The 14107-nt window shown below is 59.4% G+C and carries 11 protein-coding genes; 8 read left to right on the plus strand and 3 right to left on the minus strand.

Annotated features, from left to right (window positions below; all coding sequences use genetic code 11):
* Positions 1-118: 118 nt before the first annotated feature.
* From ACOYW0_RS16560 to ACOYW0_RS16575, 4 genes are read left to right on the plus strand one after another with little or no spacing between them, the layout of a single operon-like run.
* Entirely contained in the window at positions 119-640 is a 522-nt protein-coding gene (locus ACOYW0_RS16560; RefSeq protein WP_482414938.1) for a hypothetical protein, read from the plus strand.
* Positions 640-1329 (plus strand): PspA/IM30 family protein, encoded by a 690-nt coding sequence (locus ACOYW0_RS16565; RefSeq protein WP_482414939.1) that lies wholly within the window; start codon positions 640-642, stop codon positions 1327-1329. The genes ACOYW0_RS16560 and ACOYW0_RS16565 overlap by 1 nt, the downstream gene beginning before the upstream one ends.
* Positions 1322-1984 carry a YqiJ family protein gene (locus ACOYW0_RS16570; protein ID WP_482414940.1) on the plus strand — a complete coding sequence of 221 codons (663 nt, stop codon included), beginning with the start codon at positions 1322-1324 and terminating at the stop codon, positions 1982-1984. Before ACOYW0_RS16565 ends, ACOYW0_RS16570 begins: the two co-directional genes overlap by 8 nt.
* Before the next feature lie 59 nt (positions 1985-2043).
* Complete coding sequence (locus ACOYW0_RS16575) at positions 2044-3801, plus strand: flotillin family protein (RefSeq protein WP_482414941.1); 1758 nt, start codon at positions 2044-2046, stop codon at positions 3799-3801.
* A 337-nt stretch (positions 3802-4138) separates the two neighbouring features.
* On the opposite strand, the gene ACOYW0_RS16580 is transcribed toward ACOYW0_RS16575, so the two are convergent.
* Positions 4139-5161: a DUF21 domain-containing protein gene (locus tag ACOYW0_RS16580; RefSeq protein WP_482414942.1), complete on the minus strand. Its 1023-nt coding sequence runs from the start codon at positions 5159-5161 to the stop codon at positions 4139-4141.
* Between the two features lie 139 nt (positions 5162-5300).
* A complete protein-coding gene (locus ACOYW0_RS16585) occupies positions 5301-7178 on the minus strand; it encodes an MFS transporter (RefSeq protein ID WP_482414943.1) in 1878 nt (625 codons plus the stop codon).
* Positions 7179-7711: 533 nt separating this feature from the next.
* Between ACOYW0_RS16585 and ACOYW0_RS16590 the strand changes: the two genes are divergently transcribed.
* Positions 7712-9175, plus strand: a complete 1464-nt coding sequence (locus tag ACOYW0_RS16590) for a sigma-54-dependent transcriptional regulator (protein ID WP_482414944.1) — start codon at positions 7712-7714, stop codon at positions 9173-9175.
* A gap of 652 nt (positions 9176-9827) precedes the next feature.
* Here ACOYW0_RS16590 and ACOYW0_RS16595 read toward each other — a convergent pair.
* Positions 9828-11366, minus strand: coding sequence for a B12-binding domain-containing radical SAM protein (locus tag ACOYW0_RS16595; protein WP_482414945.1), 1539 nt, complete (start codon positions 11364-11366; stop codon positions 9828-9830).
* A 129-nt stretch (positions 11367-11495) separates the two neighbouring features.
* Here ACOYW0_RS16595 and ACOYW0_RS16600 point away from each other — a divergent pair, with 129 nt between their 5' ends.
* The 3 genes from ACOYW0_RS16600 (at position 11496) to ACOYW0_RS16610 (ending at position 14087) form a co-directional block, all read left to right on the plus strand.
* Positions 11496-11846: a cupin domain-containing protein gene (locus ACOYW0_RS16600; RefSeq protein ID WP_482414946.1), complete on the plus strand. Its 351-nt coding sequence runs from the start codon at positions 11496-11498 to the stop codon at positions 11844-11846.
* A 516-nt stretch (positions 11847-12362) separates the two neighbouring features.
* A complete protein-coding gene (locus ACOYW0_RS16605) occupies positions 12363-12962 on the plus strand; it encodes a TetR/AcrR family transcriptional regulator (RefSeq protein WP_180136944.1) in 600 nt (199 codons plus the stop codon).
* A 636-nt stretch (positions 12963-13598) separates the two neighbouring features.
* Positions 13599-14087: a PaaI family thioesterase gene (locus tag ACOYW0_RS16610; protein ID WP_180136943.1), complete on the plus strand. Its 489-nt coding sequence runs from the start codon at positions 13599-13601 to the stop codon at positions 14085-14087.
* Positions 14088-14107: the final 20 nt, after the last annotated feature.

Raw genomic sequence — 14107 nt, forward strand, 5'->3', positions numbered from 1 at the left:
GTCTGGAGCTGTTGTCCATTGGTTGACAATAAATGTTTACAAATGAATTCATCTGTCGTAACTATGTTGACGGACTCGGTTGAAAACCGATGGACAATTCAAGACAACGGGGGAGGACATGCCGCCAAAAACCGTACCTTTCAGTGTGCGAATCACAGAAGATGACGCCGAGTTTTTAAGTCGGCTCGACTTTAAAGGGGCCAAGACGCCCAGTGACCGGTTCAGAGCGCTCATTGCCGAAAGGCGTGCAGCAGAAAATGAGATCGAAGGCTATCAGGACTGGTTTGACGAGATAACGCGGCTCATGGGGCCTGCGGTGCGGAAGGTCCGGGCCGACGAGCAAAGGGCCGGGGTCTCCTCGGAGCTCGTGACGCGCTCCTTTGAGTGGCTTCCGGATTTGCTCGCGTTTTTCCTGTCGTATACCGCAGACCAGGCGGAAGGCGCCGAGGACCTGTCGGGACTGGAGCGCGGCCTTACCGAACGCGTATCCAGAATGATGGACGTAACGCTTCAGATGGGGGCATCGGATTTTCGCCTCTGCTATGACCCTGAGGCTGTGAAATCGCGCATCGCATCCACCATGGAGCTGTCGGCGCTGATGCAGGAAATCATGACTCGAAAACAAGAAGGAGATCAGTGATGAGTAGTGAACGGCTTTGGAAACGGGTACGCCGCATCGTCAGCGGCAGCGTGAACTCGGTGGTCTCTGCCCTGGAAGGGGCGGTGCCGGAGAGCGTCATGGAAGAGACCATCCGCGACGTGGAAGGCGCCATGGACGAGGTGCGCGAAGAGCTTGGCAAGGTGGTGGCGGGCAAGCATCTTGCCAGCAAGCGCCTCATGGCCATGAACCGGACCTACGAAGAGCTCACCGGCAGCATTGAGCTGGCCGTGCGGGAAAACCGTGACGACCTGGCCGAAGCGGCCATCGGCAAGCAGATGGACATCGAAGCCCAGATTCCCATCTTGGAGACTGCCGTGGCCGACAACGCCGCCCAGGAAAAAGAGCTGGAGAGCTACCTTAATGCTTTGAAAGCCCAGAAACGGGAGATGACCGAGGTCCTGGCCCAGTACCGGGAAGCTGTCCGGTCCGAAGGGGAAGCAGGCGACGCCCCCCAGGGAGCCTCAGCTTCAGGAGATGTGGCGCGGCGCGTGGCCGAAGCCCAGGCGACCTTTGAACGGGTCACGGCCAAGGCCAGTGGCATGGGAACGCTCTCCACGGAGACCGGGCGTGCCGATGCGGTGAAGCTTGCCGAGCTTGAGGATATGGCCCGGAGCAACCGCGTGAGGGAGCGTCTGGCCGCCTTCAAGGGTGAGGGCGCCCATGGTTAAGCTGATCCTGCATCCCGCCAACCTTCCGTTCACCGTTGCCCTTGGGGTGATGCTGTGTATCTCCGTGATGGAAGGGGTGGGGGTTTTGCTGGGATTCGGTATCTCCGATCTTCTGGACAGCCTGTTCCCGGACGTGGATGCCTCCGTGGATATAGACGCCCCGGACGTGGCCGACTCCGGCCTTACCCGGTTTCTGGGGTGGCTTCAGATTCGCGGGGTGCCGTTTCTCATCCTGCTGGTGGTCTCGCTGACCTCCTTCGGCCTCCTGGGCCTGGGCATCCAGTCCGCGGCCGAGACGCTGACCGGGGGCTATCTGCCCTCTGTCCTGGCGGCGGTGGGGGCCCTTTTGGGGACCCTTCCCGTGGTGAAGGTGTTTGGCCGTACCTGCGCGCGGTTTCTTCCCAGGGACGAGACCGAGGTGATCTCGGAGAAGAGCTACATCGGCAAGGTGGCCCGGATCACCCTGGGCCGTGCCGAGGTATCGAGCCCTGCCCAGGCAAAATTGAAAGACCGCTACGGCACCACCCATTACATCATGGTGGAGCCCGATGAGGAGGGCCAGGTCCTGGAGCAGGGAGACGCGGTGTTGATCGTGGAGCAGAAGGGCGCGGTGTTCCGCGCTATTTTAAATACCTGTGAAGAACTTGAAGACTAAACGTATACGTGTGTGTGGCTTGTGCCATGGGCACAGCCGAATTAAACGAGGAGAAATGCATGATTGAGATGGGAGGAATGGGCAGTATGTTGATTATTGCTGGTATTGTTTTCATATCTTTGCTGTGTGTGGGCGTTATTTTTTCCAAGCTGTATACCCGCTCGTCCAAGGAGACGTCCTTTGTAAGGACAGGCTTCGGCGGCCAGCGGGTCATAATGAACGGCGGGGCCCTGGTGCTGCCGGTGCTTCACGAGGTGATCCCCGTGAACATGAACACCCTGCGCCTTGAGGTGCGCCGCGCCGAGACCCAGGCCCTCATCACCATGGACCGCATGCGTGTGGACGTCATGGCCGAATTCTACGTGCGGGTGAAGCCCTCGGAGGAGTCCATCGCCAACTCGGCCCAGACCCTGGGTATGAAGACCATGAACCCGGACGAGTTGAAGGAACTGGTGGAGGGCAAGTTCGTGGACGCCCTTCGGTCCGTTGCCGCCGAGATGACCATGACCGAACTCCATGAAAAGCGAGTGGATTTCGTGCAGAAGGTGCAGCAGGTGGTCTCAGAGGACCTCCTGAAAAACGGCCTGGAGCTCGAAACCGTCTCTCTCACCGGCCTGGACCAGACCGGCAAGGAGTTTTTCAACCCGGACAACGCCTTTGACGCCGAGGGTCTGACCAAGCTTACCGAAGAGATCCAGGTGCGCCGCATGAAGCGTAACGCCATCGAGCAGGACACCGAGGTCTCCATCTCCAACAAGAACCTGGAAGCGGAAAAGCTGCAGCTGGAGATCCAGAGGGAAGAGGAGTACGCCCGCCTTAAGCAGGAGCGGGAGATCGAGATCCGCAAGGCAGACCAGGCAGCGGAAATCGCCCGGGAGCGTGCCCAGAAACAGCGTGACGCCGAAGAGGCCAAGATCGAGGCCAAGCAGAAGGTGGACATGGCCACCATCGAAGCGGATCGTGCAGTGGAAGAGGGCAAGATCGACAAGGAGCGTCAGGTACGCGAAAAGGACATTGCCAAGGAGAAGGTTCTGGAGACGGCCAAGATCGAGCAGGAAAAAGCCGTTGAACTGGCCGAGCAGGATCGCTCCATCGCCATCGCTGAAAAATCCAAGGCCAAGTCCGAAGCCCAGGCCGAGGCGGACAAGGCGCGGGCCATGGCCGTTAAAGAGGAAGAGAGCGTGGTCACCGTCCGTGAGAGCCAGGTTGCCGAGCGAGAAAAGCTCGTGGAACTCATCGAAGCGGAAAAGGCCGCCCAGAAAGACGCCATCAAGATCAAGGTGGCCGCCGAGACCCAGAAACTTGCCGCCGAAGACGAGGCCGAGGCCATTCGCATCGCAGCCACCGCCGAAGCCGACAAGCTCATGATCGAAGCCAAGGCAGCCGCCGACGCCGAGATCCTCAAGGCCGACGCCGAAGAGCGCAGCTACGCCGTGGAAGCCGAGGGCAAGCGGGCCCTGAACGACGCGGACAACACCCTGTCCGAAGCCCAGGTGGCCATGCAGATCCGCATGGCCCTCATCAAGTACCTCCCCGAGATCATCCGGGAGAGCGTCAAGCCCATGGAGAACATCGACGGCATCAAGATCATCCAAGTGGACGGCCTCAACGGGGCGTCTGCAAACGGCAGCGCCGCAGCGGCCTCAGGGGACGCCAGCCTGTCCGACCAGCTGGTGAACAGCGCCCTGCGCTACCGCGGCCAGGCCCCCCTGGTGGACTCCCTGCTGGCCGATATCGGCCTCAAGGGCAACGACATCAACGGTCTGACCCGGGAGCTGCTGGGCAACGACGCAGGAACCCCCGAAACAGAGAGCTAAGGCCGGAAAAACGTAGACAAGCAATGCCCCCGGCAGCGAGGTGAGACACCTCTAAAGCTGGTTGCCGCTGCCCCTTAGCCCTTGTACCTCGGGTTAAGGGGCAGCGGCATTTTTTTTGGAATTATTCCGCTTCAAAAAACAGCCTCCGGCGGCCAGGTGGGGGCACAAAAACATCGGCCTAGGCGGATACCTCGGGGAAAAGGATGTAGGTCATTGATTCAGTTTGCCTGAATCTGTTTTTGAAACCTGTTTGTCAAACTTTTCAAAAGTTTGGCCCCCGGCAGGGCCGTCGGAGGCCTTTTGAACTGAATCGCGATGTTTGGGCTTGGGCAACCCTCTAAGTCATCTTTGGCCGCTCCGCAATGCCCCGCAAGAGCCTTCCCAGAATATCCGCACCGGTCACCACTTTCTTTGTTTTTCCCCATAAAATGATCAGGTCGTCGTCGATGACGTCGTCGTCGGATCGCTCCGGGTGGACCTTCAGCTTGGGGAGCACCGAGCCCAGGGGGGTTGTGGCGTCCGCCGTGATGATGGGGCGGTGGCAGTGGGCCATGGGGTGGATGGGCGCGGTGTCAAAGAGGACGCTTCTGAGAAAGCTGTCGGAGTTCAGGGCAAAGCCGGGATAGCCCATGTCGTCGATGAGGATGGTCCACTTCTTACCCGAGGACTGGATCTGGTTGATGAACTCCTCGAATTCCGGGGTGCCCGCAGGGGGGAAGCAGGGCACGTTGTTTTTGAAAGGGAGGTGGATGATGCTTAAAGGATCGATGAACTCTCCCTCCTTGCTAAGGGGGATGTCGTCGAGATTCAGGAAGTTGATGGCACCCTTGCCCTCCACGGCGTCGATGTCCGACTGGTCGGACTTCATGTGCATGGTGATGAGCTGCTGCATGTCCCGTTCACGCATGAAGTGGAAGGACTCCTTGCCCAGCCACTGGTCCAGCATGATGGCCGTGGGCTTGGCCACCACAAAGAGGAGGCACTGATAGATCCGGAGCAGGGGGGTGAACCCGTAAGCCATTTTCAGGGCGTGCCGTGAAAAATAGGCCTGGGGGATGATCTCTCCCAGAAAGGTGATGAGTACCGTGGAGAAGAGAAAGGCGGTGACGCCCGCCATGACGGAATTGGCCAAAAGGGCCAGGAGCACGTTGATGCCAACGTTGCCCCAGAGGATGGTGGTGAGAAGGAAGTTGGAGTCCTTGCGGATCTTGATGACCCGGGCTGCATAGATGTTGCCTTGGGTGGCCTCTACTTCCAGTCGGAGTTTACTGATGCTGAAAAAGGCCAGGTTCAGGCCGGAAAAGATGGCGGACTGTGTAATACAAAACACAATGCCCGCCCAGGTTATGCCTTCAATCATGGGTGGGGTCTTTACCTCTCGTTGATGGGTTGTGGAGGTCAGGGGCACCCGACGGCCCCAAACGGACCGCGGGCGTGCCTGCCTCCGATACCTTTAAGCAAAACATATTTCAACGGAATCTTCCAGAGGATTCCGTCGATCAGGCGTGATCGCCGCGCAATTCCGAGACCAGGCTGTGCAGGCCGCCTGCGCTGACCTCTTCCGGTGTCACAGCATCCCCCACGGTGTAGTGGATCTTGGAGTAGAGGCGCCTGGGGCGCTTGGCAAGGGCCGTGCCGTCCTTGTGGCTGAAAAAACTGCCCCACAGGCCTTTGAGGGCCGTTGGGATCACCGGGGCCGGGGTGCGTTTGATGATCTTTTCAATGCCGCTTTTAAAGGTGTCGATCTCGCCGGTGCGGGTGAGCTTGCCCTCGGGGAAGATACAGACCACCTGGCCGTCCTCCAGCTCTTCTGCGATGCGCTGAAACGCCGCCTCGTACACCTCCGGGTCTTTGCGCTTGGCCGTGATGGGGATGGTCTTTCCCGTGCGGAAGATAAAGTTGAGGACCGGGATGTTGAAGATGCCCTTGTCCATGACAAAGCGCACCGGGCGCCTGCAGCAGCTCCCGATGATGAGGGCGTCCATGTAGCTCACGTGGTTGCAGACGATGACCGCCGGGCCTTCGGCAGGGATCTTGTCCAGGTGCTCGTGGTGGATGCGGTAAAACAGGTGGGTGATGACCCAGACCAGGCAGCGCATGGTGAACTCGGGCACCAGGGTGTAGATGTAGACGGCCACGGCGATGTTCATGAGGGTGATGGTCAGAAACAGGGCCGGGATGGAGAGGCCCATGGGACCTAAGAAAACACCGCCCAGGATGGCGGCCCCCACCATGAACAGGGCGTTTAAGATGTTGTTGGCCGCGATGACGCGGGATCGGTGGCTCTCCTCGCTTCGGGTCTGGACAATGGCAAACAGGGGCACGATGTAGAGCCCGCCGAAGATGCCGATGAGAACCAGGTCGAGGAGGATGGGAAAACTCCCTTTTGCGCCGAGGAATCCCATGAGGGTGTGGGGTGCCTCGGGCACGGGCAGGCTGCCCGCAGCGGCCAGGTGGATGCCGAAAAGGCTGAGGCCCAGGGAGCCGATGGGCACCAGGCCGTACTCCACCTTCTTGCCGGAGAGGTACTCGCAGAGCATGGAGCCTGCGCCGATACCGATGGAGAACATGGCCAGGAGCAGGGTGGCCACCCCTTCGGTGCTGTGCAGGACGTTTTTGGTGTAGGCCGGAATCTGGGTGACGTAGCAGGCCCCCAGAAACCAGAACCAGGAGATGCCCAGAACCGAAAGAAACACGACCTTCTCTTTTTTTGCGTACCCCAGGGTGCGGAGGGTCTGGCTGAAGATGTTCCAGTTGATGGCAAGGTCCGGGCTGGCGGCAGGGGCCTTGGGGATTTTGCGGCTGGCGAGCCACCCGGCAACGGCCGTGACCACAACGGCCAGGGCGGCGTACGCGCTGGGAAGCTGGATCAAAAGCCCCCCTGCGATGGTGCCGGCCAAAATGGCCACAAAGGTTCCCATCTCAACAAGGGCGTTGCCCCCCACGATCTCGGACGGATCCAGGTGCTGGGGCATGATGCTGTACTTCACCGGCCCGAAAAAGGCGGACTGGGTCCCCATGAGAAAGAGCAGGGCCAGAAGGGAGGCGGTGCTGCCCAGCATGAGGGCCGCGGCCCCAGCGCACATGATGCCGATCTCCGCCACCTTGATCATGCGGATGAGACGCCCCTTTTCAAACTTGTCGGCGATCTGGCCGGCCAGGGACGAGAAGAGGAAGAAGGGAAGGATGAAAAGCCCTGCGGCCAGGTTCATGAGAACGTCGGTCTGGCCCGGCTGGGCCGCGCGAAAGGCCAGGAGCAGCATGAGGACGTTTTTAAAGATGTTGTCGTTAAAGGCCCCTGCAAACTGGGTCCAGAAAAAGGGGGCGAAGCGGGGTGCCTTGAGAAGGCTCAACGGGCTGTGCTCATGGGTTGTCATGGGGGCTCCTTGGGGTTCGTAACGGTTGACTATGCATACCATAGCGAGTGGATCTTCGCCGGGTGTTTTTTTCTTGGGGACATGTATATCAAAAGCTATGCCAGAGTTACCGTGTTTTGGTAACGGCTTGATTTTCGGCTGTAAGGGCTATTATGTGACTGCTTGGCGTCTGGATGAGGTGTTGGGGTTTGTGAATTTATGATATGTGTGTATACAAAAAATGACAAACAGGTTTTGAGTTGCCATTTTGAGTCTCCACCGGGGGCAGCTGGGTTAAATCAACCCGCAATGGGCAGGTAGCGACAACGTATCCTGTTGTATCGAAGCTTGTGAGCCAGCTCGCATAAACCATCAGCGTTTATGTCGGGCGCAGCCCGAGTCGAAGGCCCTTGCGCTTTGCCCTGAGGAACGAAGGGACAAAGCGCAAGGGCAATCAGCTTTCGAGGTGTTTTCGCTATCGTGGCTTCGCCACCCTCGCCGCCGGAGGCACGCTTTTGCAAACGGTTTTCACCATAGAACGGAGGTATCCGCAGATGGCCCATCGCTTGACAGAACATGAGAGAACCTTTTTTTCCCTGGTGCGTGATGCGGTGCGGGCCAACCCCTTCAGCGAGGAGCGCCAGGCAATCAACCGCCGCATTGCAGGGGTTTACGGCGGCGAGGACGATGCCCTGGCCCGGACCATCGCGGACGTGGACCATCGCATGGCTGAGATGAAGGCCGGGGGCCGGGGGGATCTTTCAGGGTATGGCCATGCCGATCAGGAGCTTTTGAAGTATGCCCACCTCTTTGCCCTGTTCCACCGCCACATGGGGGCCTTTGACGCCCATATCCTTGCCCAGTCCGCAGAAGGGGCGCGGGTGCTTCCCGTGCCCTTTGCGGGTGATGCCCTGAAGGAGCTTGTCTCCTCGGGGTTCTCCGAGGCCGAGGCCCTGCGTTTTTTTGCCTTGAGTTTTCAGATCCGGCGGGCCTTTTTCTTCATCGACCGGGGGCTTCCCGGCCTGAGCCCCTCCATGGTGGCCCTGCGGGAGGATCTGTGGAACAACGTCTTCACCAGCGACATCGACCTCTACGAGTCCTGGCTGGTGAACCGCATGGAGGATTTCTCCACCCTGCTCCTGGGGGAGACCGGCACCGGCAAAGGCAGCGCGGCCCAGGCCATTGGCAGGTCCGGGTTCATTCCTTTTGACCCTGTGACCATGCGCTTTACCGAGAGCTTTGCCGCCTCCTTTGTCTCGGTGAACCTCTCCCAGTTCTCCGAAACCCTTGTGGAGTCCGAACTCTTCGGCCACACCAAGGGCTCTTTCACCGGCGCGGTCAAAGACCATGAGGGGCTTTTTGCCGGGTGCAGCCCCCACGGGGCTATCTTCTTAGACGAAATCGGCGAGGTGAGCCCGGGCCTCCAGATCAAGCTGCTAAAAGTGCTGGAAGAGCGCACCTACACCCCGGTGGGCAGCCGCACGGAAAAGCGGTTCTCCGGCCGCATCATCGCCGCCACCAACCGCCCGGCCTCAGAGCTCACCGCTACAGGCCGTATGCGAGACGATTTTTTCTACCGCCTCTGCTCGGACCTCATTGTCATGCCCCCTTTACGCACCCGGCTCCGGGAATCCCCGGACGAACTCAAGGCCCTGGTGGACTTCACCGTTGCCCGCATCATCGGAAAACCCGCCCCGGACCTTGCCGCCATGGTCACCGCCACCATCCAGAAAGACCCCGGCACAGGCTACCCCTGGCCTGGAAACGTCCGCGAACTGGCCCAATGCGTCCGCCGCATCCTCCTCAAACGACGCTACACCAGCCAGGCCCCCGAGGCCGAAACCCCCGAGTTTGCCAGGGCCATGACCCAGGGCCGCCTCACCGCCACCGAACTCCTCCAGGCCTACTGCCACCACCTCTGGAGCGGGTGCCACAACATCGGCGAAGTGGCCCGCAAAACCGGCCTCGACCGCCGCACCGCCAAAAAGCACATCGACGGGTTCTTGCGTGGGGAGTAAAAATGCCTTCTATAGTCAAAGTCTATGGAAAAAGTACGCCTCCGGCGGCGAGGTGGAGCCACCTCGAAAGCATATTGCCCTTGCGCTTTGTCCCTCGTTCCTCGGGACAAAGCGCAAGGGCCTTCGCCTCGGGCTTCGCCCGACGCAAACGTTGATGGTTTATGCGGGCTGGCTCACAAGTTTCGAGGTCACAGGATACGTTGTTGTCACTTGTCTACTGTCAATTGACGTGCATTACCTCGACATCATCGGGCTGTTACCCTTGGTTCCAGGCTCCTCACATTCCCTGACGGGCTTCGCCCGTGTTGGGTACCGAGTGTAAGGGGCAGGCCCCTGGACCAGAGTACCTTTCGTTCCCAGGCTCCGCCTGGGATATGGTGCGCAGAGGCTCTGCCTCCATGGTTGAAGTCCCGTCACACTGGACATTTTGCCCATAAAGCGGCTATTCCTCGCCTCGTAAGGCGGAGCCTTGCAACCCACACTCCCAGGCAGATCCCTGGCGCGAGAAAACCCGTGAAGATAAATATTCTCACACCGCTGGTTACGGGCGCAGCCCGTCAGCGAATGCGAGCGGCCTGAGGGACGAAGGCCGGGAGCATTCGCGAACCTGGGGTGCAGGGGCTGTAGCCCCTGCCCGCCGGAGGCGTGCTTTTTAAAAAAAGGCAGCGTGATTGGAGTTGAACACCGGGGGGTCGCGGTGGACGATGGGGGCGATGCGGGGGTGTTTTTTGAACTCTTTTTCGAGGAAGTGGCGGATGAGGGAGCGGTTCCATCCCAGGGGGTGGTTGAATTCGCTGTAGAGAGAGAGGTCGCCGTCGTAGAAGGTGCTGGTGTTGAGGGTCTTTGCCTCGGGGGCAAAGTAGGGGAGATTAAAGACCGAGAGGTTGAGAAATCCGATGGCCTCGTGGTGGTGGGCCACGAAGTCCAGGGTTTTCCGGGCGGCGGCTTCGGTTTCCGTGGGGGTACCGAAGAGGAGGTAGACGTAGGTGTTGATGCCCACCTTGCGCAGGGTGGCAAGGGCGCGGGAGACCATCTCCGGGGGCACCCCTTTGTTCATGTCCGACAGGACCGCGGGATCGCCGGATTCGATGCCCAGTTTGAGCATGCGGCACCCCGAGGCCTTGAGGTTCCTGCAGAACGCTTCGTCGGTGAGGTGGGGGGTGACCCGGGCAAAGGCGTACCAGGGGGTGTTGAACCCGCTGGCAAAGAGCTTTTTCAGAAAGGCCGGTCCCACGGAGTTGTCCACGATGTGGACCAGGGCGGGTTTGAGGGCCTCCACCAGGGTGTTGAGGTGGGCGACGGCGGTGGTGGTTTCCACCGGGGTGTAGGGGTTTTGTTCTGCCCGCTCCGGGCAGAAGGTGCACTTGCGCCACCAGCATCCCCCTGCGGCGCAGAAGGGGAGGACAAACCCCGGGGCCAGGTAGGGGAGGTCCTTGAAATCGTCGTAGTCGGGCAGGTAGTGCTTCTGGTCGGGCTCTTTGCCGAAGAGCCTGAGGAGCGGGTGTTCGCCTTCCCCTGCGATCATCTCGTCCACCAGGTGTTTAAACGGATTCTCCCATGAGGGCATGCGCATCCAGGAGGTGACCAAGCCGCCCCCCAGGACGATGCGGACGTGGGGATAGACGGCTTTGAGGTGACCGATGATGGCAAAGGTGGTGAGGGCCTGGTTGAGGTAGTTCATGGAGATGCCCACGGTGGTGAGGCCCCCGCACTCTTCTTCGAGTTCCTTGAATCGTGTCTTGAAGTAGGGAAAGTAGGCGTTTTCTTCAGGGCTTTGGGCGGCCTGGAGGAGATCTCCGCTTTTTACCGGCGAAAGGGTGTCGCTTTTGTAGTTGGCCATGGAGGCCAGGGCACCGGTGCCTTCCGAGGCCACCTTCAGCACCCGGTTGGTGTCCAGCACCGCGTTGCGGTAGCGGTCGATGTTTTCGTACCCCTGCCCGGAGGTAAGCAGCCCCAGGTTTCGCTCTTTTCGGTTCAGGGCCCGGGTGCTCCACTTGTCGTGGGCTTCCGAGGCGCTGTCAAAGAGGTACATGAAGCCTTCAAGGCTCATGTCCACGGATTTCACGGCAACCCCGTGGTGCTTCAGGGCCCCGGCAAGCCGGGCGATGCCCGCCGGGGGCTCGCTGATCTTGGCTGCGGGGGGATAGATAAAGAGCATGTCGGGTGGGGTGGTGCCTCGGGAATGTGTCACTGGCCGGTTCATCCGTTGAAAAAAGGTTGCAAGGGCCCGAAAAAGGGTGGAACCTGTCCGGGCATGGTAAAATTCCGATGGGGTCATAACACAGCCGGCTGATGGCTGGAAACAATTTACGGAGAAACAATGAACAGGCAACGAAAAGAAGGGGGCGACTCGGTGCGTGCGTCCCTGTTCGAGGGCATACCGGCAGAACTTCCCGAAGAGCTCATGACAACCCTTGCATCGGGCAGCGGGGTCACCGTGGAGCGCATCGTCTCCAAGGGCCACGCTTCCCCGGACGGGTTCTGGTACGACCAGGAGACCCACGAGTGGGTGATGGTGGCCAAGGGCGAGGCGCGCCTCTGTTTTGAGGGCGAAGAGGAGATCCATCTCCGGGAAGGGGATCATCTCCTGATTCCGGCCCATGCCCGCCACCGGGTCACCTGGACTCCCGAGGACCGGGAGACCATCTGGGTGGCGGTGCATTTTAGTTGACCGGTTCGCATGTATCGGCGGTTTGTGATTATTCAGTTCGCTTTCTATTGTTAACGTGGGTGAAAAAAACAGGCCTCCGGCGGCCAAGGGCTGAGCCCTTGGAACCCGGGTTCGCAAATGCTCCGGGGCTAAAGCCCCTACACATTTGCTGACGGTCTCCGCCCGTAAACTTTGGAAACACGATAGAGGGTATTTGTAATTCGCTTGACCTTAATGGACAAGCAGCGACATCGTATCCTCTTCCTTCGAAGCGTGTGATCCAGCCCGCATAAACCATCAGCGTTTACATCGGGTGTAGCCGAGCGGAAGGCGAAGGCCACCGAGAGTGGTGGCATAATGGTTTCCTCCATGCCTTGGCTACCGGAAAGTTTTTGCGGAGCTTTTTTCAAAAAGCGACCCGCCGGAGGCAACTGAGTTTTTACATGCCGTTGGCCTTGACAGCAGGCGTGTGTCTGCTTATTAAATGAATGTTCAATAAATAAGCAGGCGGTGCTGAAGGCACCGCAAAGGATGGGTATGACAGGACGGAAACGACAGAGTGCAGACGAGAGAAAACCGGCCATTTTAAAGGCGTTTTACGAGGTGATCGAGGCCGAGGGGTTTGAAAACGCCTCCGTGGCCAAGGTGGCCAAACAGGCCGGGGTCCATGCCAGCCTCATCATTCATTACTTCGGCTCCAAGGAGAAGATGGTCATGGCCCTGGTGGATGAGGTGTTGCGGACCTACGCGGCCCTTTTTGCACGGCTCCCAGAAGGCGGGGACCCGAAAGAGCGCCTGGAGCGCCTCCTTTCGCTGATCTGGAGCCGGGAGTGGTACGAGGCTGCCAGCTTCTCCGTGGTGTTTTCGTTTCTGGCCCTGAGCCAGCGGGACGCCGAGGTGATGGAGCGGGTGCGAAACCTCTACGGCAACTACCGACGATACCTCACCAAGCAGATGGCCCTCCTCTCCGAGGCCGGTGTGATCCGGGTGGATGACCCCCAGGCCACCACCGAGGCGCTGATCTCTCTGTCCGAGGGGTCCCATTACTTCTGCCAGTACCACCTCAAGGCCGGGACCTTCGATGCCCACTGCGCCCACATGATCCGATCGGCCAGGCTCCTTCTTGGGGCCACGTGAGGGAAAAGCAGCCTTCTATGGTTAAAGTAGCCGGAAAAAGCATGCCTCCGGCGGCGAGGTGGAGCCACCTCGAAAGCTGATTGCCATTGCGCTATAAACGCCGACGGTTTATGCGGGCCGCTTCACAGGCTTCGCCCGAACAGGGTAAGTTGTTGCCACTTGTTTTTTGTGGATTTGACCGCACTGCCTCCGGCGGCCAGGTGGGGGCACCTGGAAACCCTATGGCGAATGCATGGAGGCAGCCATTTTGCATGCGTTATCAGAGCATTCGCGTGATGTGTGACATATAGGAACCGTATTTGCAGGAGAGGCCCATTTCATTCTTCTAAAAACACGATGCAGAACGTTCGTGATTCCTATGACTTAAACCGGAATAACTCCGGCGGGTCGCTTTTTGACAAAAGATCCGAAAAAACATTTCGGTTGAACGCCCGATACGTTTGAATCCGTGGCTTTTCGATAACGTTCGGTCGATCCGGGGCGTTCACAAGACCTGTTTATCAACCTTTTTAAAAGGTTGGCCCCCGGCAGGGCCGCCGGAGGCGTTTTTAATGCGTTAACCCTGCCGGTGTCATGGCACCGGCTGAAGAATATAACCAACGTGATGAATCTGTACTTGGAATTGGGAGAGAGAAAATGACAGAGACACAGTGGAAGTCCCTTGAGGGGGTGGATCGGGAGTGTTTTGCCTGTGGGACGGAGAACCCCCACGGCCTGAAGATGAGCTTTGAGTCCAACGGGGAGCAGCTTCGCTCCTTTCTGACGGTGAGGCCGCGGTTCAGGGGGTGGAGCAACCTGGTGCACGGGGGGATCCTCTCCACCATGCTGGACGAGATGATGAGCTGGACCGCCATCCACCTGACCGAGCGGTTCATTCTCACCAAGGGGATGAACGTGGCCTTTAAAAAGCCCGTGCGCGTGGGGACACCCCTGGCCCTGACCGGCATCATCAAAGAGCGGCTCAGTGAGCGAAAAGCTCGGGTGGTGGCGGAGATCCGCGACGAAGAGGGGGACGTGTGCGCCTCGTCCGAAGGAGAATTTGTGCTGTTTACCAAGGAGGAGTTCGGGGCCATGGGCATCATGTCAAATGAGGAGCTGGAGACCATGGCAGCATCCATGGGATGATTTTAAGTGAAAGGAGAACA

Source organism: Desulfoluna sp. HI9BLuna (genome assembly GCF_056829775.1).